General features: G+C 69.1%; 22 protein-coding genes and 1 pseudogene. 5 read left to right on the forward strand and 18 right to left on the reverse strand.

Translation table 11 applies throughout. The annotated features are described in order from the left end of the window. Positions 1-74: 74 nt before the first annotated feature. The 5 genes from pyrF to IPV09_RS02195 all read right to left on the reverse strand — a co-directional run bounded on the left by pyrF (position 75) and on the right by IPV09_RS02195 (position 8,343). Entirely contained in the window at positions 75-884 is an 810-nt protein-coding gene (gene pyrF / locus IPV09_RS02175; RefSeq protein ID WP_207473364.1) for an orotidine-5'-phosphate decarboxylase, read from the reverse strand. Beyond that, complete coding sequence (locus tag IPV09_RS02180) at positions 884-2,026, reverse strand: quinone-dependent dihydroorotate dehydrogenase (protein WP_207473365.1); 1,143 nt, start codon at positions 2,024-2,026, stop codon at positions 884-886. Before IPV09_RS02180 ends, pyrF begins: the two co-directional genes overlap by 1 nt. Continuing rightward, entirely contained in the window at positions 2,023-5,364 is a 3,342-nt protein-coding gene (carB, locus tag IPV09_RS02185; RefSeq protein ID WP_207473370.1) for a carbamoyl-phosphate synthase large subunit, read from the reverse strand. Before carB ends, IPV09_RS02180 begins: the two co-directional genes overlap by 4 nt. A 1-nt stretch (position 5,365) precedes the next feature. Beyond that, the gene (gene carA, locus IPV09_RS02190; protein WP_207473372.1) at positions 5,366-6,514 is read right to left on the reverse strand and encodes a glutamine-hydrolyzing carbamoyl-phosphate synthase small subunit; all 1,149 of its coding nucleotides are present in this window, start codon (positions 6,512-6,514) and stop codon (positions 5,366-5,368) included. A gap of 131 nt (positions 6,515-6,645) precedes the next feature. After that, on the reverse strand, positions 6,646-8,343 hold the full coding sequence (locus tag IPV09_RS02195) for a dihydroxyacetone kinase family protein (RefSeq protein WP_207473373.1): 1,698 nt from the start codon (positions 8,341-8,343) through the stop codon (positions 6,646-6,648). Positions 8,344-8,539: 196 nt separating this feature from the next. Between IPV09_RS02195 and IPV09_RS02200 the strand changes: the two genes are divergently transcribed. The 3 genes from IPV09_RS02200 (at position 8,540) to IPV09_RS02210 (ending at position 11,085) form a co-directional block, all read left to right on the forward strand. Beyond that, positions 8,540-9,580 (forward strand): alcohol dehydrogenase catalytic domain-containing protein, encoded by a 1,041-nt coding sequence (locus IPV09_RS02200; protein WP_242681115.1) that lies wholly within the window; start codon positions 8,540-8,542, stop codon positions 9,578-9,580. Beyond that, a complete protein-coding gene (locus IPV09_RS02205) occupies positions 9,577-10,242 on the forward strand; it encodes a hypothetical protein (protein ID WP_207473374.1) in 666 nt (221 codons plus the stop codon). Before IPV09_RS02200 ends, IPV09_RS02205 begins: the two co-directional genes overlap by 4 nt. Positions 10,243-10,332: 90 nt before the next feature. Beyond that, positions 10,333-11,085, forward strand: coding sequence for a hypothetical protein (locus IPV09_RS02210; RefSeq protein WP_207473375.1), 753 nt, complete (start codon positions 10,333-10,335; stop codon positions 11,083-11,085). A 137-nt stretch (positions 11,086-11,222) separates the two neighbouring features. Here the strand turns inward: IPV09_RS02210 and nusB are convergent, their stop codons facing one another. The 3 genes from nusB to IPV09_RS02225 all read right to left on the reverse strand — a co-directional run bounded on the left by nusB (position 11,223) and on the right by IPV09_RS02225 (position 13,854). Then, positions 11,223-11,729, reverse strand: coding sequence for a transcription antitermination factor NusB (gene nusB, locus IPV09_RS02215; protein WP_207473376.1), 507 nt, complete (start codon positions 11,727-11,729; stop codon positions 11,223-11,225). Further along, on the reverse strand, positions 11,729-12,292 hold the full coding sequence (efp, locus tag IPV09_RS02220; protein WP_370590183.1) for an elongation factor P: 564 nt from the start codon (positions 12,290-12,292) through the stop codon (positions 11,729-11,731). Before efp ends, nusB begins: the two co-directional genes overlap by 1 nt. A gap of 152 nt (positions 12,293-12,444) precedes the next feature. Then, positions 12,445-13,854, reverse strand: a complete 1,410-nt coding sequence (locus IPV09_RS02225; protein ID WP_207473379.1) for a DUF222 domain-containing protein — start codon at positions 13,852-13,854, stop codon at positions 12,445-12,447. 266 nt (positions 13,855-14,120) lie between these two features. On the opposite strand from IPV09_RS02225, the gene IPV09_RS02230 reads away from it, so the two are divergent. After that, complete coding sequence (locus IPV09_RS02230) at positions 14,121-14,786, forward strand: pentapeptide repeat-containing protein (protein WP_207473380.1); 666 nt, start codon at positions 14,121-14,123, stop codon at positions 14,784-14,786. Here the strand turns inward: IPV09_RS02230 and aroB are convergent. The 10 genes and pseudogenes from aroB to IPV09_RS02275 form a co-directional block, all read right to left on the reverse strand. Further along, positions 14,770-15,846 (reverse strand): 3-dehydroquinate synthase, encoded by a 1,077-nt coding sequence (gene aroB / locus IPV09_RS02235; RefSeq protein ID WP_207473381.1) that lies wholly within the window; start codon positions 15,844-15,846, stop codon positions 14,770-14,772. The genes IPV09_RS02230 and aroB overlap by 17 nt on opposite strands. After that, on the reverse strand, positions 15,843-16,352 hold the full coding sequence (locus IPV09_RS02240) for a shikimate kinase (RefSeq protein ID WP_207473382.1): 510 nt from the start codon (positions 16,350-16,352) through the stop codon (positions 15,843-15,845). The genes aroB and IPV09_RS02240 overlap by 4 nt, the downstream gene beginning before the upstream one ends. A gap of 86 nt (positions 16,353-16,438) precedes the next feature. Then, a pseudogene (aroC, locus tag IPV09_RS02245) lies at positions 16,439-17,644 on the reverse strand (chorismate synthase); the annotation flags it as partial. A gap of 13 nt (positions 17,645-17,657) precedes the next feature. Continuing rightward, complete coding sequence (locus tag IPV09_RS02250; protein WP_370590184.1) at positions 17,658-18,500, reverse strand: shikimate dehydrogenase; 843 nt, start codon at positions 18,498-18,500, stop codon at positions 17,658-17,660. Between the two features lie 16 nt (positions 18,501-18,516). Further along, positions 18,517-19,629: an endolytic transglycosylase MltG gene (mltG, locus tag IPV09_RS14090; RefSeq protein WP_370590185.1), complete on the reverse strand. Its 1,113-nt coding sequence runs from the start codon at positions 19,627-19,629 to the stop codon at positions 18,517-18,519. Then, entirely contained in the window at positions 19,626-20,060 is a 435-nt protein-coding gene (gene ruvX, locus IPV09_RS02255) for a Holliday junction resolvase RuvX (protein WP_207473460.1), read from the reverse strand. Before ruvX ends, mltG begins: the two co-directional genes overlap by 4 nt. 23 nt (positions 20,061-20,083) lie before the next feature. Further along, the gene (gene alaS / locus IPV09_RS02260; RefSeq protein WP_207473387.1) at positions 20,084-22,735 is read right to left on the reverse strand and encodes an alanine--tRNA ligase; all 2,652 of its coding nucleotides are present in this window, start codon (positions 22,733-22,735) and stop codon (positions 20,084-20,086) included. Positions 22,736-22,859: 124 nt separating this feature from the next. After that, entirely contained in the window at positions 22,860-23,087 is a 228-nt protein-coding gene (locus IPV09_RS02265; protein ID WP_207473388.1) for a hypothetical protein, read from the reverse strand. A 2-nt stretch (positions 23,088-23,089) separates the two neighbouring features. Continuing rightward, positions 23,090-23,482 (reverse strand): DUF948 domain-containing protein, encoded by a 393-nt coding sequence (locus tag IPV09_RS02270; RefSeq protein WP_207473390.1) that lies wholly within the window; start codon positions 23,480-23,482, stop codon positions 23,090-23,092. A 39-nt stretch (positions 23,483-23,521) separates the two neighbouring features. Beyond that, positions 23,522-24,895: a replication-associated recombination protein A gene (locus tag IPV09_RS02275; protein WP_370590186.1), complete on the reverse strand. Its 1,374-nt coding sequence runs from the start codon at positions 24,893-24,895 to the stop codon at positions 23,522-23,524. A gap of 96 nt (positions 24,896-24,991) precedes the next feature. Between IPV09_RS02275 and IPV09_RS02280 the strand changes: the two genes are divergently transcribed. Further along, positions 24,992-25,525, forward strand: a complete 534-nt coding sequence (locus tag IPV09_RS02280; protein ID WP_207473391.1) for a DUF4825 domain-containing protein — start codon at positions 24,992-24,994, stop codon at positions 25,523-25,525. Positions 25,526-25,527: the final 2 nt, after the last annotated feature.

Here is a 25,527-nt window from a genome sequence, read left to right on the forward strand (position 1 = left end):
AAACTACATCCCCGAGGGCCACCGTTGGCAGGTTTGGAACGCTGAGATTTTGACCAGTGGCGACGCCCCGCGGTTCAGCGTTCCGAGACCGCCCGGGCAGCAGCCCTCAGCCCCTCGGGGTCGGGGCCGGCGCTGAGCACATCGCGGCTGGCGGTCGGCAGCAGCCGCAGGCCCGGCGCGGTGAAAACCTTCGCCAGTCCGCTGACGGTGCCGCCCTGGGCGCCGATGCCCGGCACCAGGATCGAGCCGGTGAACCCATCCAGGTCAATGCGCAGGTCGTCGTGGGTGCCCCCCACGACCAGGCCGACGTGGTGGTCCCCGGCGGCATTCTCGGCCTGGGCGCTGGCAATGATGGCCTGGGCCACCGAGTCGGCGCCGTCGGTGGGACGCGACAACTGCACCTGGTGCCCTTCGGGGTTGGAGGTGCGGGCCAGCACGTAGACCCCGCGGCCCTGGTCGCGGGCCATGTCCAGGGCCGGTCGCAAGGACTCGAAGCCGAGGAAGGGCGACAGGGTGATCGCGTCGACCGCCAACGGGGCCCCGTCGCACAGGTAGGCCTGGGCGTAGCCGGCCATGGTCGAACCAATGTCGCCGCGCTTGGCGTCCAGCAGCGACAAGGCGCCACCATCGCGGATGTCGACGAGCACCTGCTCCAGCACGGCGATGCCGCGGGCGCCGTGGACCTCGAAGAAGGCCGACTGCGGTTTGAAGATGGGCACCTGCCCGACCAGCGCCTCGACGACGCTGCGGGCGAAGCGCTCCAGCCCCTTGACGTCGGCGTCCAGGCCCCACTGGGCCAGCAGCCCGGGGTGCGGGTCAATGCCCACGCACAGCGGTCCGCGGGCGGCAACCAGGGCGTCAAGGCGGTCGCGGTAGCTGGTCATCAGTTCTCCTGGTGGTCGAGCAGCTGGTGGTCGGGCAGCGGCAGGGCGGCCAGCGCCGCAGCGATGCCGCGGACCAGGGCAGGCCCGGAGTAGATGAAGCCGGTGTAGACCTGCACCAGGCTGGCCCCGGCCTCGCGCAGGGCCACGGCATCGGCGGGGGTCATCACCCCACCGGAACCGATGATCGGCAACCGGGTGGTCCGGGCCAGGTAGCCGACCACCTCGCGGGCCCGCAACGTCAGGGGGGCGCCGCTCAGGCCGCCGACCTCGGACGCGGCAGCCGAACGCAGCGGGCTGCCGTCGGCGCGGGTGCGGCCGGTGGTGGTGTTGGTGGCGATGATGGCGTCGATGCCGGTGGCCTCGGCGGCGGCGACCACGTCGTCCAGTTCGGCCCAGCTCAGTTCCGGGGCCACCTTCACCCAGATCGGGACGGGGTTCTCGTGGTGGATGTCGCGGCGGGTCTCGTCAAGTTCGGCGAACAGGTCCTGCAGCGCCGAGCGGGTCTGCAGGTCGCGGAGCCCAGGGGTATTGGGGCTGGACACGTTGATGGCCACGTAGTCGGCGACAGGGGCAACGTTGCGCAGCGCGCGGGTGTAGTCGTCGACGGCGAACTCGTTGGCGGTGAGCTTGTTGCGCCCGATGCTGACCCCGATCGGGATGCCCAGCGCGCCATTGCCGCGCTCGACGCCCAGCATGGTCAGCCGGTTGGCCAGCGCCGCCGACCCCTCGTTGTTGAAACCCATCCTGTTGATGACGGCGCGGTCGTCGACCAGCCGGAACATTCGCGGGGACGGGTTGCCCGGCTGCGGGCGCGGGGTGACGGTGCCCAGCTCGGCGAACCCGAAGCCGAGCGCGGCCCAGGCGCGGGCCGCGTGGGCGTCCTTGTCGAGACCGGCGGCCAGGCCCACCGGGTTGGGGAACCGCAGCCCGCTGACCTCGACGGGGTCATCGCTGGGGCCGAGCACCGCACGCGCTGCCCTGATCGCGGGCCCGGGCAGCATGCCCAGCCCCTCGACCATGGCGTGGTGGATGCGTTCGGGGTCGCCGCCGGCATAGCGGAACAGCCAGGGCCGCACGGCGCCGGTGTAGCCGGCGTGCAGCCCCCTGGTCCACCACTGACCGGTGCGGCCCCCGGCGCTCATGCCGGCTGCCCGGCGGCGGCTCGTCCGGCCTCGACCCGGGCGGCCCAGTCCTGCAGCGAGCAGACCTCGCCGTGACCGGCCAGGATCGCCTCGATCCCCTGCACCCCGGCGGACAGGCCCTGCACGGTGGTCATGCAGGGAATCTCGGCGCGGATCGCGGCGGTCCGGATCTCGTAGCCGTCGGCGCGCGGGGACCCGCCCTCGGTCTGGCCTTGCGGGGTGTTGAAGACCAGGTCGATCTTGTTGTCCAGGATCATCGCGACGATCGTCGGCTCGCCGTGGGGGCCGGTGCCCTGGCTGTGCTTGCGCACCTCCTCGACCTCGATGCCGTGGCGGCGCAGCACCTGCGCGGTGCCGGCGGTGGCGAACAGCTTGAACCCCAGGTCGGACAACCGCTTGACCGGGAAGATCGCGTGCCGCTTGTCCCGGTTGGCCACCGAGACGAAGACCGATCCCGAGGTGGGCAACCCGGAGTAGGCCGCCGCCTGGGACTTGGCGAAGGCGGTGCCGAAGGTGGTGTCCATGCCCATCACCTCACCGGTCGAGCGCATCTCGGGGCCGAGCACGGTGTCCACACCCATCCCCTCGGCGGTGCGGAACCGGTTGAACGGCATGACCGCCTCCTTGACGGCCAGCGGCCCACCGGGGGTCACCAGGGTGCCGTCGCCCTCGGGCCGCAACAGGCCGGACTCGCGCAGTTCCTGGATGGTCCGCCCGACCATGATCATGGTGGCGGCCTTGGCCAGTTGGCTGCCGGTGGCCTTGGACACGAACGGCACGGTGCGCGAGGCCCGCGGGTTCGCCTCCAGCACGTAGAGGGTGTCGGAGGCCAGTGCGAACTGGATGTTCAGCAGGCCGCGCACCCCGATGCCGTGGGCGATGGCCCGGGTCGACTCGGCGATCCGGGTGATCACTTCGTTCCCCAGGGTGATCGGGGGCAGGGCGCAGGCGGAGTCCCCGGAGTGCACCCCTGCCTCCTCGATGTGCTCCATCACGCCGCCCAGGTACAGGTCGTGACCGTCGTAGAGGGCGTCGACGTCGATCTCGACGGCATCGTCCAGGAAGCGGTCGACCAGCACCGGGGAGGTCGCCGAGATGAGGGTCGACTGGCTGATGTAGCGCTCCAGGGAGTCCTCGTCGTAGACGATCTCCATCCCGCGCCCGCCCAGCACGTAGCTGGGCCGCACCAGCACCGGGTAACCGATCTCGGCGGCGACCCGGCTGGCCTGCTCGAAGGAGTTGGCCATGCCGTGCTTGGGGGCCGGCAGTGAGGCACGCTCCAGGACCGCCTCGAAGGCGCCGCGCTCCTCGGCCAGGTGGATGGCCTCGGGGCTGGTGCCGATGATGGGCACCCCGGCATCCTTCAATGCCTGCGCCAGTCGCAGCGGGGTCTGGCCGCCGAGCTGGACGATCACCCCGGCCACCGGCCCGGCCGCCAGTTCGGCGTGGTAGACCTCCAGGACGTCCTCGAGGGTGAGCGGCTCGAAGTACAGCCGGTCGGCGGTGTCGTAGTCGGTCGAGACGGTCTCGGGGTTGCAGTTGACCAGCACCGACTCGTAGCCGTTGGCCGACAGCACCTGGGCGGCGTGCACGCAGGAGTAGTCGAATTCGATGCCCTGGCCGATGCGGTTGGGGCCGCTGCCCAGGATCAGCACCGCGGGCTTCTCGCGCGGGGCGACCTCGTTCTCCTCGTCGTAGGAGGAGTAGTGGTACGGGGTGGTCGCCTCGAACTCCGCCGCGCAGGTGTCGACAGTCTTGAACACCGGCCGGATGCCCAGCGCCCAGCGCACCCCGCGGACGACGTCCGGGGACAGGTGGCGCAGGTCGGCGATCTGGGCGTCGGACAGGCCGTGGCGCTTGGCCAGACGCAGCACGTCGGCGGTCAGTTCGGGTGCCCGGGCAACCTGCTGGGCGACCTCGTGGACCAGCATCAACTGGTCGACGAACCACGGGTCGATGCTGGTGGCCTCGAAGACCTGCTCGGCGGTGGCGCCGGCGCGGATGGCCTGCATCACCAGCTGCAGCCGGCCGTCGTGGGGACGGGTCGCCTCGTCCAGCAGCACCTCGACCGACTCGGCGACCGGCCCGGCGAAGGCGAACGGGGCGTGCGGGTCCTCCATCGAGCGCAGCGCCTTGCCGAGCGCCTCGGTGAAGTTGCGTCCCAGGCTCATGGCCTCACCCACCGACTTCATGTGGGTGGTCAGGGTGTTGTCGGCCTGGGGGAACTTCTCGAAGGCGAACCGGGGAACCTTGACCACGACGTAGTCGAGGGTGGGCTCGAAGCTGGCCGGGGTCTTCTCGGTGATGTCGTTGGGAATCTCGTCCAGGGTGTAGCCGACGGCGACCTTGGCGGCGATCTTGGCGATCGGGAAGCCGGTGGCCTTGGAGGCCAGGGCCGACGAGCGCGACACCCGGGGGTTCATCTCGATGACGACGATGCGGCCGTCGGCGGGGTTGACCGCGAACTGGATGTTGCAGCCGCCGGTGTCGACGCCCACCCTGCGAATGATGGCAATCGAGATGTCGCGCAGCTTCTGGTACTCGCGGTCGGTCAGCGTCATCGCCGGGGCCACGGTGATCGAGTCGCCGGTGTGCACGCCCATCGGGTCGAAGTTCTCGATGGAGCACACGATGACCACGTTGTCGGCCTTGTCGCGCATCACCTCGAGCTCGTACTCCTTCCAGCCCAGGATCGACTCCTCGATCAGCACCTCGGTGGTGGGGCTGGCGTCCAGTCCGGTGCCGGCGATGCGGCGCAGCTCGTCTTCGGTGTGGGCGAAGCCCGAACCGAGTCCACCCATGGTGAACGAGGGACGCACGACCACCGGGTAGCCCAGTTCCTCGGCGGCGGCGAGCACTTCGTCCATGGTGTGGCAGATGCGGGAGTCGGCCACCTCCGCGGCGCCATCGGCGACGTCGGTCAGGGACAGGACGATGTCCTTGAACTGGTCACGGTCCTCTCCGCGCTGGATGGCCTCGACGGAGGCACCGATCAGTTCGACGCCGTACTTCTCGAGCACGCCCGCCTCGTGCAGCTTGATGGCGGTGTTGAGTGCGGTCTGGCCGCCGAGGGTGGCCAGCACCGCGTCGGGGCGCTCCTTGGCGATCACCTTTTCGACGAAGGCGGGGGTGATCGGCTCGATGTAGGTGGCGTCGGCGAAGTCGGGGTCGGTCATGATCGTGGCCGGGTTGGAATTGACCAGGATGACGCGGAAGCCCTCTTCACGCAGGACGCGGCAGGCCTGGGTGCCGGAGTAGTCGAACTCGGCGGCCTGACCGATGACGATCGGCCCCGACCCGATGACCAGGATCGATTGGATGTCTGTGCGGCGGGGCATGTCAGTGGGTTCCTTCCGAGGTGCGAGCCTGCAGCAGCTCGACGAAGCGGTCGAACAAGTAGGCGGCGTCGTGGGGTCCGGCGGCGGCCTCGGGGTGGTACTGCACCGAGAAGGCAGTCAGGGCGCCGCTGTCGTCGCGCAGTTCGAGGCCCTCGACGACCTGGTCGTTGAGGCCGACGTGGCTGACCCGGGCGGTGCCGTAGGGGGTGGCGATGTCCTCGCCGATGGGCGCGGCGACCGCGAAGCCGTGGTTCTGGCTGGTGATCTCGACCTTGCCGGTGGTCAGGTCCATCACCGGCTGGTTCACCCCGCGGTGGCCGAAGGGCAGCTTGTAGGTGTCCAGGCCCAGTGCGCGTCCGAACAGCTGGTTGCCGAAGCAGATGCCGAAGTAGGGACGCTTGTCGTCGAGCACCTGCTGAAGCAGGGCGATCACCTGGTCGGCGGCGGCCGGGTCACCGGGGCCGTTGGAGAAGAAGACGCCGTCGGGGTCGAGGTCGCGCAGCTGCTCGATGGTGGTCGAGGCGGGCAGCACGTGCACCTCGATGCCACGCTGGGACATCCGCTGCGGCGTCATCGCCTTGATGCCCAGGTCAATGGCGGCCACGGTGAACTTCCTGGTGCCCTGGGCTGCCACCACGTAGGGGTGGTCGGTGGTGACGTCGTCGACCAGGTTGGCACCGGTCATGGCCGGCTGCTCGAGCACGCGGGCCAGCAGCGCCTGCGGGTCGGTCTCGGTCGACGAGATGCCGACGCGCATTGCCCCCTTGTCGCGCAGGTGGCGGGTCAGCGCCCGGGTGTCGAGACCGCTGATCCCGACCACGGACTGGTCGACCAGCTCCTGCTCGAGGCTGTGGGTGGACCGCCAGCTGGAGCTGACCCGGGCCGGGTCGCGCACGACCAGCCCGGACACCCAGATGCGGGACGACTCATGGTCATCGGCGTTCCAGCCGGTGTTGCCAATGTGTGGGGCGGTCATCACCACGACCTGGTGGTGGTAGCTGGGGTCGGTCAGGGTCTCCTGGTAGCCGGTCATCGCGGTGGCGAAGACGGCCTCCCCAAAGGTCTCCCCCAGGGCCCCGTAGGACTCACCGCGAAAGGTTCGGCCATCCTCCAAAACCAATAGGGCCGGCGTCTTCACGGGTGTCGTCATACTGGGTTCCCTCCTGCAGGTCTCGGCGATAAACACTAGCAGCGACCCGCCGGGGCGGGTCGCTGCGAGTGGGGGGTGGACCGCGAGGCGGACGTCGCGCGGGGGTGCAGGCGGGTCGTCCCCGCAAGCACTCAGATCTGGTCGAACAGTGCCTTGGCAATGCGGGTCAACGAGACCGCACCCGGGTCAGGGGTGCCGACCGACTTCTCGCCCAACGGACGGGAACGGCCCAGCTTGGCCACCATGGCCCGGGTGGTTTCAGCGCCCTTCTCGGCGGCGACGATAGCCGCCGAGGTGCGTGACTTCAGGGTGCCCTCGGTCTGCTGGAAGGCCTCGACCAGCGGCACCATGGCATCGACCATGGTCTTGTCGCCGACCTGGGCACCGCCGAGGCGCTGGACGGCCTGCAGCGCCGCTGCCAGGGCCTGGCTGATGGTCTCGTCGGTGGGCTCGTCCTGGTCACCCAGGGTGGCCCCGACAGCGGTGAGGATGGCTCCCCACAGGGCACCCGAGGTGCCGCCGGCACCATTGGACCAGGCGTCACCGGCGCCGGCCAGGGTTGTCTGGGCACCGGCACCGCGGCTGACCAGGTCCTTGGCGGTCGCCAGTGCGGCGCGGGCCCCGTTGGTCATGCCAATGCCGTGGTCGCCGTCACCGGCGACGGCGTCCAGCTTGCCGAGTTCGTCCTTGGACTCCTCCATGCGGTTGCTGATCACCTCGATCAGGGTGACGACCTTCTGGGCCACCTGCTGCGAGGCGGGCGAACCCTGTTCGGCGACCTCCACGGCAGCGGCTTCGGAGTTGAGCACCGAGTCGTCCCGCTTCACCTCGCCGACCGAGCCCTTGCGGTAGGCGGGGGCGTCGCAGGCGGCGTCCCAGTAACCCAGCAGCTCGTCGTCGACCCAGACCAGGGTCAGCGAGATGCCGGCCATGTCGAGGGAGGTGACGAACTCGCCCGACTCCAGGTCGACGACCTCGACGCCGGCGGCCTCGAGACGGTCGTTGATGTTGCCGGCGGTGACGAACAACTCCTCGTACTTGGTCGAGCCGAGGCCGTTGACGATGGCGACCACGCGGTTGCCGGCGCCGGCGGGGCGGTCGTCGAGCAGGCCGTCGACCAGGGCTGCGGCGACGTCGTCTGCGGTGCCCAGATCGGCCTCGGAGACGCCGGGTTCGCCGTGGATGCCCAGACCGATGCCCATCTTGCCCTCGGGCACGGTGAACAGGGGTCCGTCTGCCCCGGGCAGGGTGCAGCCGGCGAAGGCGACCCCGAAGGTGCGGGTGGCGGCATTGGCCTTGGCGAAGACCTGCTTGACCCCCGCGAAGTCCTGGCCGGCCTCGGCGGCGGCGGCGGCGATCTTGAACACGGGCAGGAAGCCGGCGATGCCGCGGCGCTTCTCGAGCTCGTCCTTGCCACCGGAGGCAATGTCGTCGGTGACGACCAGGGTGTCGGCCTCGATGCCCTCGGCGCGGAGGCGCTCGATGGCCTCGCCGAAGTGCAGCACGTCACCGGCGTAGTTGCCGAAGCCCATCAGCACGCCGGCGCCGCGGTGGGCTGCCTTCAGCACCGAGTAGGCCTGCGCCGCCGAGGGCGAGCTGAAGATGTTGCCGCAGACCGCGCCGTCGGCGAAGCCCTGGCCGACCCAGCCGGCGAAGGCCGGGTAGTGGCCGGAGCCGCCGCCGTAGACCACGGCGACCTTGCCCTCAGCGGTGGCCGTGGAGCGCACGACACCACCGAAGACCGGCTTGACGTATCGCTTGTTGGCGAGCACGAAACCGCGGACGGCCTCGGCGGGAAAATCGGACGGAACGTTGACAAGACGCGTCATTGCGAACCTTTCGAAGTAGAGGACTGCCGCTGCTGTGCGGCATCCGGTAGGGGTCTTCCGTGGAGCGCACTCTACGGAGCCGATCACGCCGATTACAACCCTCGCGACGTGAACTTTCACATGGATCCTGTGAATAGCCGGGTCTCCCCCGTGGGCGTCCGCGGTCGCCGTCGGCCTTCGCGACTAGGCTGCCGCCATGGAGATGAATGCTGCCGTGCTCAACGGGATTGACGACCTGACCCTGTCGAGGGTGCCGGTGCCGGTGCCCGGCCCCGGTGAGGTGCTGCTCAAGATCGAGGCCAACACCATCTGCGGCACCGACTTGCGCTACATCTCGGGTGCCAAGACCTCGGGGGTGCGTCCTGGGGTGATCATGGGCCACGAGTTCGCCGGCCGGGTGGCGGACGTCGGCGAGGGTGTCGAGGGTGTGCCGCTCGGCGCCCAGGCGACCTGTTCGATCGTGATGAGCTGCCTGAGGTGTGATCGGTGCCTGGCGGGACGCGAGCACCTGTGCCAGCACCTGCGGCTGTTCGGGTCGGCCATTGACGGCGGCCTGGCCGAGTACATGCTGGTGCCGCGCGAGGCAATGGACCACGGCAACCTGGTGCTGGTGCCCCAGGAACTGCCAGCCACCATGTTGGCCCTGGCCGAGCCGGTGAGCTGCGTGCTGAATGGCGCCAACCAGGTGCGCACCCAGCCCGGCGACACGGTCGTGGTGATGGGCACCGGCCCCATCGGGTTGCTGCACATCGCGGTGGCGCGGATGGCGGGGGCGACCACCATCATTGCCGCCGGTCGTGCCGGACGGCTGGAGCCGGCGCTGCAGATGGGTGCCACCGCCGCCTACGACCTGACCGGTGAGGCGTTGACCCAGCAGATCCTGAAGGACACCGGCGGTCGTGGCGCCGATGTCGTGATCGTGGCCGTGGGCAGCCTGCCGTTGGCCAACCAGGCCCTGCAGGTCGCCGCCATCGGCGGACGCGTCAACTACTTCGGGGGCTTCCCCAAGGGCTCGATGGTCGAGATGGACCCGAACCTGATCCACTACAACGAGTTGGTCGTCACCGGCGGTTCGAATGCCCGCCGAGCCGACGTCGTCCAGGCCGTCAACCTGCTGTCCAGCGGCCGCCTCGAGGTCGCCCCGATCGTCAGCCACACCTTCGCCCTGACCGAGTTGGACGATGCCATCACTGCCGTGGCGCAGCGTCATGGCCTCAAGGTCGCGGTGCTGCCGTGAGACCTCGGCGTCTGGGCGCCCTGGTGCTGGCCGCCGCCCTGGTGCTGGGCGGTTGCGGCGACGAGCAGCCTGCGGCCGACGACGGCACCGCCATCAGCACCCTGCCAGCAGGGCAGCAGACCGACGAGAGTCTGGCGGCGCTGCTGCCCAGGGTCACCATCAACGGCCAGCCGCTGGAGGCCTTCCCGGTCGCCACCGTGCGACAGGCCGGCAGCCAATCGGTGCCGGCCGTCACGCCGGCGGCGTGCGGCTTCGTCGCGACCGGCCTGCTGAACCCCATCCTCGAGGGCCGGCCGGCAGCCATGGCGCTGACCAATGCCCGCATCAACGTCACGATGGTCGAGATGGGCACCGTCGAGGCCGCGCAGGCGCTGGTGGCCAAGCGTGACTTCGTCCTCGACTCGGGCCAGTGCACCACCGTCACGGTGGCCCAGTCGGACACCCCGACGCAGTCGACGATCTCGGAGAAGCAGGTCGGTGACGCCGGCACCGAGAACACCCGGGTGATCATCTCGACATCGGTCATGAATGGCCAGAAGGCCGTCTCGGCGGCACTGCTTGGCCGCAAGGGCACCGTCCTGATCCTGGTCAACAACGGGGTCAAGGACGACGTGGAGCCGCTGCGACAGGTCGCCGAGCACCTGGCCGGCCAACTGCCCTGAACTGACCCCCGGTCACGGCAAAATGGACGCGGCCCTCATCCCGTGGGCCACCCCCGCTGCGCTGCAGCGGACCGCTCGAGAGGAATCCCGTTGAACCGCACCCCGAAGAACTTCTCGCTCCGCAGCGCCGCCGCTGGCATCGCCGTGATCGCACTGATGTCGGTGGCTGCCTGCACCACCGAGGAGTCCACCAGCGCAGACACCCCCACGGTGGTCGCCAGCGATACCAGCGCCGCCGGGACCACCTCGGCGCCGGCGACTTCCGCTCCGGCCACCAGCGCGGCTCCCGAGACCACGTCGGCTCCGGCGAGTTCGGCCCCGGCGACCGAGTACACCGACGCATCGCTGGCCGCAGTGCTCACCAAAGTCACCGTTGACGGCAAGGCCGCCAGCCCGCTGCCGATCGCCACCGTGCGCAGCCAGGCCGGCACCGAGATCAAGGTCGAGCCTGCCGCCTGTTCCTTCGCCGGCCAGGGCCTGTTGCCCTACGTCAAGGAGAACCCGGCTGCGCTGGCCGTTCCTGCAGCCACCGCCGGCATGTCGCTGGTGTCGTTGAGTGCGGCCGACGCCGACAAGCTCATCGCCGACCGGGACGCGCTGCTGTCCAACCCGGACTGCGCCAACGTCACCCTCACCACGGGCGGACAGAAGATCACCTCGAAGATCGCTGCCCAGGAGACCGAGGGCTTCGGCTTCGAGGAGGCCAAGATCATGGTGAGCAACGGCGGCACCGGTGACGTCTACGGATTCACCGGCCGCAAGGGCAACCTGGTCGCGTCGGTGAACAGCCCTGACCTGGCCCAGATCAAGGCTGTCGCCACCCAGATCGCCGCCAACCTCTGAGCGTCGCCGACCTCTGAGTTGGCCCCCGCACTGAGCTGACCACCGCACTGAGCTGACCACCGACCCCTGGGCGTCGTCAGCAACCTGGGCTGGGCATGACAACGGCGGGCACCCCTGAAGGGTGCCCGCCGTTTGTCTCACTCCTCCGCGGAGGGGTCCGTCTCGGGTTCGGGGGATTCGGCGAGTTCGGCCTCGTGGGCCTCGGTCACTTCGTCCAGTTCGAGTGGCTGCTGGCGGGCGACGCCCGACAGCACGCCATTGAGGAACGCCGGGGAGCCATCGGTCGACAACTCCCCTGCCAGTACCAGGGCCTCGGCGATGGCGACGCGGGCCGGCACCGTCTGGGTGATGATCTCCCAGGTGGCGATCCGGGCGAGCACGCGGTCCACGCGGGCCAACCGGTCCAGCGTCCAGTCCGCGTCCAGGGCCTGGTGCAGCCGCTCGTTGACCTCGGCGCCACGGTCCAGGACTCCCTGGATGAGGGCGACGGCATAGTCACGCAGCGGCGGGTCGGCGTCCAGCAGGGCCTCGCGCAACAACTGCCGCGGGTCCGAGCCCATCAGGTCGGCCTGGAAGAGAAGGTCGAGGGCCTGCTTGCGCGCCTTGGATCGCGCGGACAGGTGCGCAGCGGGGGGTCGCGACATCAGTTGCTGACACGGCCCAGGTACTCACCCGTGCGGGTGTCGACCTTGACCTTTTCACCGTTGGTGATGAACAGGGGGACCTGGATTTCCTTGTCGGTCTCCAGGGTGGCGGGCTTGGTGCCGCCGGTGGAGCGGTCACCCTGCAGGCCCGGCTCGGTGTAGGTGATCTCGAGTTCGACCGAGGCCGGCAGCTCGATGAACAGCGGGTTGCCCTCGTGGAGTGCCACGGTGGCGGACTGGTTCTCGAGCATGTAGTCCCTGGCGTCACCGACGGTCTCGTCGGGGATGATGACCTGCTCGTAGGTGGTGTCGTCCATGAAGACGAAGCCGGTGCCATCGTGGTAGAGGTACTGCATGTCGCGGCGGTCGACGGTTGCGGTGTCGACCTTGGTGTCGGAGTTGAAGGTCTTGTCGACGATCTTGCCGGTCAGCACGTGCTTGAGCTTGGAGCGGACCACGGTGTTGCCCTTGCCCGGCTTGTGGTGCTGGAACCAGATGACTTGCCACAGCTGGCCGTCCAGGTTGAGAACCATGCCGTTCTTCAGGTCATTGGTAGACGCCACCGAATTCCTCTTCTCATCATCCGCCGCGCCGAACACGCGACAACCACCCTCAATTCTAGCGAAGAGGCCGAGCCGAGCGAAACGCGCTGGTGCCCACGCAGGCATGCCAGTGGCCCGCCGGGGTGACCGCGGGTACTGGGGCTGATCGGGTGTCAACTGGCGAAGGCTACGGGTGCGGGGTGCTGCTTGGGCAGGATCTGGCCCGACGGGTCCTCAATCATCCAGGAGTGCGAGGGCGTGACAAGGTAGCCGAACCCGAGGGGTGATCGCCACAGGAAGGTGCCCGGGGAGGGCTGGGTAAGTTGCCAGCCGCCGAAGGTTTTCGCTCGATGCACCTTGCGCGACAGTGGCCCGAGGTTGCCGGGCCCGGTCAACGGCGTCGGCACTTGCCCGGCTCCCCCGCCACCGTCAGCCAGCTGGTCGATCCAGTGGTCGCGGGTGGACTCCCAGGCCAGTGGTGGTTTCCACTCGATGGTGTGGTCCAGATCGGACCTCCTGGAGGTCTTCTTCGAGAACGGGAACACCTCATACGGATTCTTGAGCTGAACCCATTCGCGCATCCAGTGCGAGCACTCATAGGCGTCGGTGGGAACCAGATTGTCCGGATGCAGCACCGGCCTCACCGTCACCCGGGTGTGACCCACCAGGTCCTTGACCCAGCCGGCCAGCAGTGGACCCATGCCCTCGGTGCGGACCAGCCCGGCACCGGTCTCCAGACCCGAGCCGCTGATGTGGACCACGACCTCGGCCTTGGGCAACAACCGGTCCGGGTCGACGGTGACCGTCCCGCAGGTGTGACCCGGCTGACCCTCGGCCGGGCAGACCTGGTCCAGGTCCAGATCGGGCAACTGGTCGGTCAACGCGGCTTGCAGCAACTGCAGGGCACGCGCCGGGTTCGCCAACAAGCCCAACGCCTGCGCCCGACGCACGTCCAGGGTCTCGGTCGACCCGCCCTGCCGCAGCAGGATCGCCAACCGCGTCAACTGTCGGTCCAGCACCGTGGCATCCACCGCCCCCACCACCGCGGTCACGTCGGTCACCCCCAGGCAGGACTCGCCGAACTCCACCCGACGCCGCGCGAGCTGCGCATCATGGTCGGACTCGGCGTCCTCGCGCAGGGTGTCCATGACGCGGGCCTTGACCAACTCCAACAGCCGGGTGAACGCCATCGACTCGACCAGCACGTCGATCTCCTCGTCCAGGTCCAGGGCTTGGTAGTAGGGCAACTTGTGGGTGGCCGAGGCCAGCTCGCAGGCCTGCCACACCCGCAGCCGACCGGCCATGACGCGCGCCCACAGTCGTGGCAGCCGGTGCCGCACCGCCAGGGCCAGACCAATCTCGACGCGGACCTTCTCCTCCGACATCCGCAACGCCGCCGCCACCTCCAGCGTGCAGAACTCCGCCACCCCCGGGGTCCCGTCACCGCCCCACTGCATCAACCGCTCGGTGCCGGCCAGCACCGGACCCTCATCAGGCACGTAACGGTACTGGTCAGCGAACTCCGCGAAACACCGGAACTGCTCAGCCTCGGCACGCTTCTTCGCCTCGAACGCCGCATTCAACTCTGCCAACTTCTGCCGCGCACCCGACGCGCTGAAACGCCGGCCACTGGTACTTCTTGCGCTGGATCCCATCCGGACCACCCCGCCTCTGCTCGAACCATGCCCGAATCACCACTGAATCGAACTCATGTCTTATTATCTCGCGATGCGTCAAGGGCCACAAGAGGCAAATCCGAATCTGTGGATAACTTCTCGACGGCGCTGCCTCGAGCGTGGACATGCGGCGCGTGACCTCGATTCAGACGCCCACCCGATAGCGTCACCCCATGGCCACCGTGAAGACTCCACAGCCTCCCGCTGCCCCGCGCTACGCGCAGTTGACTCCCTTGGCGAGCCTGGGCAGCGACGGCATCGGTGACGACGACGTGGTGCTGGAACTCGAGGTGGCAGACGTCTTCCTGGACGCCCATTCGGTCGAGTTTGCCGAGCTCGGCGAGTGCCACCTGCGCTCGGGGTCGATGGCCAACTCCAACTGGTACAAGTCGTTGTGGCGTGACCTCCGGTTGGACACCATCGATCTGGCCAATGCCTCCTTCGATCAGGCCAGTTGGCGTCGACTCTCACTGCAGGGCTGTCGGCTGACCGGCCTGGAACTGTCCGACTCGACGCTGGAGGACCTGGACTTCCACCATGGGGTGCTGGACGAGGCCAACTTCCGGATGGCGTCCCTGCGGCGGGTGCGCTTCGATGGCACCCGGATGGCTGGCGTCGACCTCTCCAATGCGCGGGCCGTCGACGTGGCCTTCATCGACTGTGACCTGACCGGGGCCCACTTCGACCATTTCCGGGCCGAGCGGGTCCGCTTCGAGAACTGCCGACTGGACGGTGTGCAGGGGGTCACCGGTCTGCGCGGGTCCACCATCAGCACCCTCGACCTGATGGAGCTGACGACTCAGCTCGCCGCGGCCCTGGGCATCACGCTGGAGGCGTGAGCGCCGCGAAGCACTCCTCGAGCAGCGCCTCGTCGGGGGCATCAATGATGGAAACCCGGCCCACCTCGGGCAGGCCGACGAAGCGCAGCGTGTTTCCGCGGGTCTTCTTGTCCAGGCTCATCGCGGCCCGCAGCGGTGCCCAGTCGCCCTGGTAGGTGGTGGGCAACTGGACACTGGCCAGGCTCTCGCGCTGCTGGTCGACGACCGTGGGGTCCAGCCCAAGGGCACGGCGGGACAGTTCGGCGGCGAAGACCATGCCGACGCTGATCGCCTCGCCGTGGCGCCACTCGAACTGGTGCACCTTTTCAATGGCGTGGCCCAGGGTGTGGCCGTAGTTGAGCGCCTCACGTCCGACCCGGGTGCCGGTGGAGGTCGCCTCGAACAGGTCACCCGCGACGGTCTCCGCCTTGACGGCCACCGCGCGCCGCACCAGTTCGGCAAACCGCAACGAGGCTGGGTTGACCGCATCCTCGGGATCCTGACTGACCAGTTCGAGGATCCGTGGGTCGGCAATGAAGCCGCACTTGATGACCTCCCCCAGTCCGGCGCGGACGTCGACCTCGGGCAGGCTGAGCAGCAGGTCCAGATCGCACAACACTGCGCGGGGCTCGTGGAAGGCACCGACCAGGTTCTTGCCGGCGGCGATGTTGATGCCGGTCTTGCCGCCGACGGCCGCGTCGACCATGCCGAGCACCGTGGTGGGCACCGAGATGAAATCGATGCCGCGCAGCCAGGTGGCCGCCACGAACCCGGCCAGGTCGGTGGTCGCTCCCCCACCCACGCCGATGACCAGGTCGTTGCGGGTGAAGCCGGCCGCTGCCAGCGCGTCCCAGCACGACATCAGGGTCGCCGCCGTCTTCGCCTCCTCGGCGGCCGGCACCTCCAGCAGCAGCGGTTGGGGCACCTGCTGGGCGATCAGGTGGGCCTGGTCGGAGAGCACCGCCGGGTGGATGATGGCGGTCCGGGTGGCGTCGCCGAGCAACTCGGGCAGCCGCTCCAGTGCACCGGGGACGATGTGCACCTGGTAGGGCTTGGCGGTGCGGACCTCGATCGTGCTCACGCCCGGTCCTCGGCGGCGAGCCGCAGGATCAGCTGGTCGACGATTTCGTCGGGTTTCAGCGCCGAGGTGTCAATGATGATGTCCGCGACCTCACGATAGAAGGGTTCGCGCTCGACGAGCAGCCGTTCGAGGTTCTTGCGCACGTCGCCCAGCAGCAGCGGACGCATCACGTTCATGCCGACCCGACGGGTGGCGTGGGTGATGGACACCTGCAGCCAGCACACGGTGTGATCGGCCAGCGCCGCGCGAATGTCGGGGTTGAGCACTGCCCCACCGCCCAGACTGACCACGGCTGGCTGCTTGATCAACGCCAGGGTCGCATCAGCCTCCATCCGGCGGAATGCGTCCTCGCCGTCGTCGACGAAGATCTCACCGATGCGCTTTCCGGTGTTCTCCTCGATGGCGGCATCGACGTCAATGAAGGGCACCCCCACCCGCTCGGCCAGCGCGCGGCCCACGGTGGACTTGCCGGAGGCCGGTGCCCCCACCATCACCAGGACGCTCATCACTCGTCCCCTGCTGCCGGGTGCCCGGCGGCGACGCCGCCCTCGGCCAGGGTCGCGGTGCGCAGGTCCTCGTCCACCACGCCCCCGATGCCAAGGTGCCGTTCCTTGACCGCCGCCAGGTAGGACTCCAGGTTGCGGCGGGTCTCCCCCAGCGAGTCGCCGCCGAACTTCTCCAGGGCGGCCTCGGCGAGCACCAGGGCGACCATGGCCTCGGCCACCACCCCGGCGGCGGGGACCGCGCAGACGTCGCTGCGCTGGTGGTGGGCGCTGCCCGGTTCGCCGGTGCGCACGTCGATGGTGCGCAGGGCACGCGGGATGGTCGAGATGGGCTTCATGGCGGCCCGGACGCGCAGCGTCTCACCGGTGCTCATGCCGCCCTCGGTGCCACCAGAGTGCCCCGACAACCGTCGGACGCCTCCGTCGGTGCCCACGATCTCGTCCTGCGCCTTCGATCCGCGGGTGCGGGCCAGGTCGAAACCGTCACCAAGTTCCACACCCTTGATGGCCTGGATGCCCATCATGGCACCGGCCAGTCGGGCGTCCAGGCGACGATCGCCCTGGCTGTGCGAGCCCAGCCCCGGCGGCAGTCCCCAGGCCAGCACCTCGACGACGCCACCCATGGTGTCGCCCTCCTTCTGGCAGGTCTCGACCTCGGCCAGCATCAGGGCCGAGGTGGCGGGGTCGGCGCAGCGCAGGTCGTCGGCGTCGATGCGGTCGCGGTCGGCGAAACCCAGTTCGGCGGCGATCCGACGCTGTTGGTCTGCGGGCACCGCGACGGGGCCAAGCTCGACGACGTGGCTGAGGATGGTGATCCCGAAGGCCTGCTGCAGAAAGGCCTTGGCGATGGTGCCCAGGGCCACCCGGGCAGCGGTCTCCCGGGCCGAGGCGCGTTCGAGGATGGGCCGGGCCTCGTCGAAGTCGTACTTCTGCATGCCGGCCAGGTCGGCGTGACCCGGCCGCGGGCGGGTGAGCGGCGCATTGCGTGCCAACGTCGCGAGTTCGTCCTCGCTGACCTCGGCGGGGTTCATCACCTGTTCCCACTTGGGCCACTCGGTGTTGCCGATCATGATGGCGATGGGCGAGCCCAGGGTTTCGCCGTGGCGCAGCCCCGTCAGCAGCGTCACCTCGTCGGCCTCGAACTTCATCCGGGCCCCGCGCCCGACGCCGAGGCGGCGGCGCCGCAGTTCGTCGGCGACCTGCTCGCGGTCGACCCGGACGTGGGCCGGAATGCCCTCGATGGTGGCGACCAGCGCCTGTCCGTGGGATTCGCCGGCTGTCAGGTATCGAAGCATGTCTGCCAGTCTGTCAGACTCCGCCGTTGGCGCTGCGCCGTGACCGCCGCGCGAGCTCCGCCCGGCCGGCGTCGAGCAACGTGGCGAGGTCAATGTCGAGTCCGGTCATCAGCCGCACCTGGTCGACCGCCTGGCCGGCCAGCAGGTGCAGGCCCGACAGGATCGGGGTGCCGGTCTGCTCGGCGGCCTCGCCCAGCGGCGTCGGCCACGGGTCGTAGACCGCGTCGAAGAGCAGCTCGGCGGTGGCGGCCAGACGCAGGGCATGGTCAGCGATGCCCGTGGTCGGGACCGTCGACAGCAGCAGGTCCGTCCGGGGCGGGGTGGCAGTCAGGGGCAGGACGTCGACAGCGACACCGACGGCGGCACCGAGGTCGACCATGCCGGCCGCGCGCTCGGGGCGACGGGCCAGCACCGTCGCCGACTGGGCACCCAGCCGGGCCGCGCCGACCAGGCCTGAACGGGCGGTGGCGCCATTGCCCACGATGGTGACGGTCCGGACGCCCTCACGGCGCAAACCGACGGCATTGACCACCCCGGCGACGTCGGTGTTGTGCACGCTCGGGTGCGGGCCCAGCAGCAGGGTGTTGCCGGCGCCGGTGAGGGTGACGACCTCATCGGGGTGACCGAAGGCGATGATCGCCTCCTTGTGGGGCATGGTGACGCTGAGCCCGCGCCAGTTGCCGTCCAGGCCAGCCACGAAGCCGGCCAGATCGTCGGGGGTGACGTCGTGCCACTCGTAGTCCCAGTCCAGCCCCAACGCGGCGTAGGCGGCCCGGTGCATGACCGGCGACAGCGAGTGGTGGGCGGGATGTCCGATCACACCACAAGTGCGGTCGGCGCCGAACGGACTGCTCACTGCCGCCTGTCCCCGATCAGCACTCGCCCGGGTTGGCCTGGCACCAGGCCTGGAACTTGGCGACGTTGCGCTGGTGCTCCTCGAAGGTCTTGGCGAACGCGTTCTCGCCGGTGCTCGGGTCGACCACCACGAAGTACAGGAAGTCATGGGAGGCCGGGTTCAGCGCGGCGGCCAGCGCCTTCTGTCCGGGGTTGGAGATGGGACCCGGAGGCAGCCCCTTCACCTTGTAGGTGTTGTACGGGTGGTCGGTGGCCCGTTCCGCATCGGTCGTGGTCAACCGGCCCTTGACATTGAGGGCGTACATCACCGTGGAGTCCATCTGCAGCGGCATGCCGGCCTTGAGGCGGTTCATGATGACCCCGGTCACCATGGGCAGTTCCTCGTCACGCACCTCCTTCTCGGCGATGGAGGCGATGGTCAGCACCTGCAGCGGGGTGAGGTTGAGGGACTTGGCGCGGTCGGCGAAGTTGAGCTCGGTGGTGACCTTGGTGAATTGGGCCACCTGCGCGGTCATCAACTCGGTGGCAGTGGGGCTGTCGTCGACCTCGTAGGTCTCGGGGTAGAGGAATCCCTCAGCCTTGTTGCCTGCCCAGGCCGGCAGGCCCAGGCTCTTCGGGTTCTTGCCCAGTGCCTCCAGGTCGGCCTGCTTGATCTGGGGAATGGCCTTGGTCACCAGTGGCCATTGGTCGCTCATCCGCAGACCCTCGGGGATGGTCACCATGATCCTGATCACCTTGGTGGGGTCGGACAGGATCGCGGCGGCCTCTGCCGCGGGCATCTGCTTGTGCAGGGGGAAGCGTCCGGCCTGGAAGGTGGCGTCGGGTCCGAGCTTGGCCACGGCGCTGTCCCACGACTTCTTGGACTTGATGATGTCCTCGTCGACCAGCATCAGCCCGATCTCGCTGACCGACGCTCCCTTGGGCACGGCGAACTGCACCGGTTCGCCCTGCACGGTGAGGTAGTCGTCCTCGGACTTGAAGTCGAGGTAGGCATTGCGCACCGTGCGGTACCCCACCCAGGCGATGGTGACCAGGATGGCGATGCTCAGCAGCACCGCGAAGGCGCTCTTGGCGTGGTACAGGATCTTCTTCCAGTTGGGACCCTGGTTCTCAACGAACAGTCCGCTCACTCTTGCCTCCTGGGTGGTGGTCCGCCGCGTCGACGAGATTCCAGTGCATGTTCAAGGATGCCGACTGCCGCCATCTGGTCAATGATCCCGCGCCGCGCACGGGAGTCCTTTCCCGCCGCAGCCAGCTTACGTGTGGCCTCGGCAGTGCTCATCCGCTCGTCGACCAGCACCACCGGGACGGGGCTGATGGCTGCCTCGAGGTCGGCCAGGACGGCCCGGAGCCCGTCGACGGCCGGGCCCTCCTGGCCGGACAGGTTGCGCGGCCAGCCGAAGACGACCTCGACGGGGTCGTACTCGGCGACCAGGGCCAGGATTCGCCGCAGCGGCTGGTCCTTGGCGTTGACGGTCTCGACCGGGTAGGCCAGCACCCCGTCCGGGTCACAGGCCGCGACGCCGATGCGCGCCTTGCCCCAGTCCAGGGCAAGGCGCACACCACGGTCGTCGGACAGTGCGTTCAACGTGCCGCCAGGTCGGACTCAATGACCGCCAGCGCGGGCTGGGCACCGCTGGCGTCGGTGCCGCCACCCTGGGCCAGGTCGTCCTTGCCGCCACCCTTGCCGCCCAGCAGCGGCGCGGCCAGACCGACCAGGGCGCCGGCCTTGATGCCGGCATCACGGGCGGCCTGGGTGGTGGCCACCACGATCGCGGGCTTCTCGGTGGTGCCGCCGACCAGCGCGATGACGGCAGCGCGGTCGGCGATGCGTCCCCGCAGGTCGGTGGCCAGGGTGCGCAGGTCACCGGCAGCGACACCCTCGAGGTGCTTGCCGACCAGCAGGACCGGCCCGACGGTGCGTGCCGAGTCGATGATCTCACCGGCGCTGGCCGCCAGCTGCTGGGCCTTGAGGTCGGCGATCTGCCGCTCGGCGTCCTTGAGTTGGGCCACGAGCTTCTCGACCCGGTCGCTCAGCTGGTCGGGCTGCACCTTGAGGATGCTGGCCAGACCGCTGACCAGGGCACGCTCACCGGCCAGGTGGTTGAAGGCGTCGCCGCTGACCAGTGCCTCGACGCGTCGGGTTCCCGAGCCGATGGACTGCTCCCCCAGCAGGGTCAGCATGCCGATCTCGCTGGTGCGGGTGACGTGGGTGCCGCCGCACAGTTCGCGGCTCCACGGCCCGGCCAGTTCGACCATGCGGACCACCGGCGGGTACTTCTCACCGAACATGGCCATCGCGCCAAGCGCCTTGGCCTCGTCCAGCTTCATCTGGGTGTCGGTGACCTCGAAGTTGTCGCGGATCGCGATGTTGGCACGTTCCTCGATCTCGGACTTCAGAGCGTCGGACAGCCCGTGCTGGGCCGAGAAGTCGAAGCGCAGGTAGCCCGGCTTGTTGTACGAGCCGGCCTGGGTGGCGTTCTTGCCGACCAGTTCGCGCAGCGCCGCGTGGATGATGTGGGTCGCGGTGTGGGCCTGGCTGGCGGCCACCCGGTTGGCACCGTCGACCTGGGCCAGCACCTCGTCGCCGACGACCAGGTCGCCGGTGGCCTCGACCGAGTGGACGACCAGGCCGGGCACCGGACGCTGCACGTCGACCACGTCCAGCGCGAACCCGCCCGCCTCCAGGGTGCCGATGTCGGCATCCTGCCCGCCGGATTCGGCGTAGAAGGGGGTTTCGTCCAGGACGACCTCGACCACGGCACCTGCCGGAGCGTGGTCGACAAGCTTGCCCTCGTGGATGATGCCGCGCACCCGGGTGGGCACGCTCAACTCGGTGTAGCCAAGGAAGGGGGTCTCGCCCTGGTCACGCAGTTCACGGAAGACCTCGGTGCTGACACCGGCGGTCTTCTTGGACTTGGCGTCGGCCTTGGCGCGGGTCCGCTGCTCGTTCATGAGCTCGACGAACCGCTCGCGGTCGACGCTGAGGCCCTGCTCCTCGGCCATCTCCAGGGTCAGGTCGATGGGGAAGCCGTAGGTGTCGTGCAGTTGGAAGGCCTGCTCGCCGCTGACGGTGCTCAACTTCTGCTCGCGCACCTGCTTCACGGCGGTGTCGAACAGTTGGCTGCCCTGGGTCAGGGTGCGCCGGAAGGACTCCTCCTCGGCGGTGGCCACCGACAGGACGCGATCCCACTGGGTGTCAATGTCGGGGTAGCTGTCGTGCATCAGGTCGCGGCTGATGCCCAGCAGTTCACCAATCACCGGGTCGTGGACGCCCATCAGCCGCATGGCGCGGACGCTGCGACGCAGCAGTCGGCGCAGCACGTAGCCGCGGGCCTCGTTACCGGGGTTCACACCGTCGGTCATCAACATCAGCGAGCTGCGGATGTGGTCGCCGACCACGCGCAGGCGGACGTCGTCCTCGGGGTCGGCGCCGTAGGTCCTGCCCGCCATCTCGCCGGCCCGCGCAATGACGGGGAAGACCTGGTCGGTCTCGTACATGTTGCCGACGCCCTGCAGCAGGTAGGCGACCCGCTCCAGACCCATGCCGGTGTCAATGTTCTTGCTGGGCAGGGGTCGCAGCACGTCGAAGTCGTCCTTGGCGCGCACGGCCGAGAGTTCCTCGGTCTGGAAGACCAGGTTCCAGATCTCCAGGAAGCGGTCCTCGTCGGCCTCGGGACCACCGTCGGGCCCGAACTCGGGGCCGCGGTCAATGTAGATCTCCGAGCAGGGGCCGCCCGGGCCGGGGATGCCCATGTGCCAGTAGTTGTCCTTGAGCCCACGCATCTGGATGTGCTCGCTGGGCACGCCCACCTTGCGCCACATGTCGACGGTCTCCTCGTCCCCGTGCAGGGCGGTGACCCACACCTTGTCGGGGTCGAAACCGTAGCCACCGTGGTGCTGCTCGGTGGTGACCAGTTCCCAGGCGTACTCGATCGCCTCGGCCTTGAAGTAGTCACCGAACGCGAAGTTGCCGTTCATCTGGAAGAAGGTGCCGTGGCGGGTCGTCCGGCCGACCTCCTCGATGTCCAGGGTGCGCACGCACTTCTGGACGCTGGCGGCCCGCGCGTACGGGGCGGCCTCCTCACCGGTGTAGTACGCCTTGAACGGCACCATGCCTGCGTTGACGAACAGCAGGGTGGGGTCGTTGTAGAGCAACGATGCGCTGGGCACGATCGTGTGTCCCTTGGACTCGAAGTAGTCCAGGAAGCGGCGTCCGACGTCGGCGGCCTTCATGGTGGATCCTCTGGGTTCGGTGCGAGTGGCCGGCGCAGGCGGCGGCAGCCTCATCCAGCTTAGACGCAGCCGCGTGGTGACCTCGCCAAGATTTCTGCCAGGCGCGGCCCGCGCGAGGGATGGGTCAGCTCTTCTCCATGCCGAGCTCGGTGCGCAGTTCGTCCTCGCGCTCGGCCATTGAGTCCTGCACGGTGTGGATGAACTCGCTGACCTGGTCGGCGAGTGAGCCGACCTTCTTGGCGGCCGACTCCTGCAGGTGTTGCGGGGTGGCCTTCTGGGCAATCTCGCGGCCCTTCACCACCACGAAGACGGTGATGCCGACGCCCAGGGCGAAGAACAGGAACTTGCCCATGCTCACTTCACCTTCTTCACGGGCTTGCCGGACTTGCCCTTGAGGGCATTGCGGACGCCGTAGCTCAGGGCCGCGGTCTTCACCAGCGGACCGCCCAGGGTGGCGGCGAACAGCTGGCTCATCTGGGCCGCCTGCTCGGCCACGATGGTGGCGTTCGCCGACACCTTCGCAGCGTCCTCGGTCACCAGGGCCAGCTTCGAGATCTCGTTGTTGGCCTCGGTGACGGTTCCCCGCAACTCCACCAGGATCGGCACCGAGTTGTGGCCCACGTCGCGCACCACCAGCCGGGTCTCCTCCAGCACGCGGCCAAGCTTGAGCAGCGGCACGGCCAGGAACGCGACCAGTGCGACGGCGGCGATCGCGGCGATCAACGCGGCAATGCTTCCCAGGGACATGCGGGCTCCGTTCAGGGGGGACGTCTTGCGTCGCCAACTCTAGCGAGTCTGGTCCTCGCGTCCGAGCAGGTTGTCCAACTCCCCCACCAGGTCAGCCAGGGCAGCCTCGTTGCCATGACCGGTGGGCTGGTAGTAGCGGGTGCCGAGCAGCACGTCGGGCAGGTACTGCTGGCGGGCCACGGCATGGGGCGCGTCATGGGCGTAGAGGTAGCCCTTGCCGTGGCCCAGTTTCTGGGCACCGGCGTAGTGGGCGTCGCGCAGGTGCGGCGGCACCTCGCCGATCCGACCCGCACGAACATCGGCCAGCGCGGCATCGATGGCCTTGTAGACCGCATTCGACTTCGGGGCCAGCGCCGCCGCGACCGTGGCCTGGGCCAGGTTGAGCCGCGCCTCCGGCATCCCGATCAGCGCGACGGCCTGGGCGGCGGCCACGCAGGTCTGCAGCACCGACGGCGCGGCCATGCCCACGTCCTCGCTGGCCAGGACCACCAGTCGCCGGGCAATGAAACGGGGGTCCTCACCGGCCTCCATCATCCGGGCCAGGTAGTGCAGGGCGGCATCGACGTCAGAGCCGCGCACCGACTTGATGAAGGCGCTGATCACGTCGTAGTGCTGGTCTCCGTCCTTGTCGTAGCGGATGGCGGCCCGGTCGACGGCCTTCTCGACGATGGCCGGGGTGATCACCGCGGCATCGGTGGCATCGGCACCGGCCGCCGCCTCCTCCAGAAAGGTCAAGGATCGGCGGGCATCTCCCCCGGCCAGCCGGATGATGGTGGCGCGCGCCTCGGCGTCCAGTTCGTAGGCCCCGCCCAGGCCACGCTCGTCGGCCAGCGCCCGGTCGACGAGCAACCCGATGTCGTCATCGGTCAATGGTTTCAGCGTCAGCAGCAAGGAGCGCGACAACAGCGGCGAGATCACCGAGAAGGACGGGTTCTCGGTGGTGGCCGCGATCAGGGTGACCAGCCGGTTCTCCACCGCCGGCAGCAGCACGTCCTGCTGGGACTTGCTGAACCGGTGCACCTCGTCGACGAACAGGACGGTCTGGGTGCCGCGGGCAAGCGCGCGTCGGGCGGTGTCAAGCTCGGCGCGGACCTCCTTCACCCCGGCCGTGACGGCCGAGATCTCCACGAACCGCCGCTGGGTCGACTGGCTGACGACCGCGGCGATGGTGGTCTTGCCGACGCCTGGCGGTCCCCACAGGAATACCGACATGGCTGCGGTGCCCGAGGCCAGTCGGCGCAGGGGTGACCCCGGCCCCAGCAGGTGCTGCTGGCCGACGATCTCGTCCATCGTCCGTGGCCGCATCCGCACCGCCAGCGGCAGGTGGCTGCCAGCGGCTCCGGACAGGGACCCCCCGGCCACCGCCGTCGCGGGGATGAGTGGCTCATCGGTATTGCCGAACAGGTCAGTCACACGGCAAGTCTAGGAGTCCCCCGGGCTGATGCCGGACCGGCACCGACGAGACCACCGACCGATCCGCGTGAACCCGGCCGGCGACAGACTTGACCCATGCTGACCCGCCGCGACCTCGCCCTCAGAATCGCTCCACTGCTGCTGGCCGGGGTGGTGACCACCTCGGGGTGCACCGTCCTAACCGGCAACGACGCCCCGCAGGAACCGACCGACCCGGCCACCCCGCTGGCCGACGCCATCGACGCCCAAGCGCTGTTCGCGGCCAGGACCCCACACCTCGGCGACAACAGCCGCGTCATCGAGGTGGTCGATGCCACCCGGCTGTCACTGCTGGGCACCCGCACGATCGCCCTGCTGACCGACGCGGCCCCGCTCACCCTGGTGCTCAGCCTCACCGACCCCAGGATCACCGATGCCGACCTGCTGCGCCAGCGCCTGCAGGAGCGCGCGGTGCTGATGCTGGCCTGCATTGGCAACGCCGATGGCGTCAGCTGGACGGCGGCCGGGGTGTCAGCAGCCCAGGGGACGATCTCGCGCACCCAGGCCGACGAGCTGGCCGGGGCGCCGGTGCGGACCTACGCCACCAGCGCCGACCGGCTCAGGAAGCTCGCCGTCCGGGTGCAGCAGTAGCC

The organism is Tessaracoccus sp. SD287 (assembly GCF_017355265.1).
In the GTDB taxonomy this organism is placed as follows: Bacteria; Actinomycetota; Actinomycetes; order Propionibacteriales; family Propionibacteriaceae; genus Aestuariimicrobium.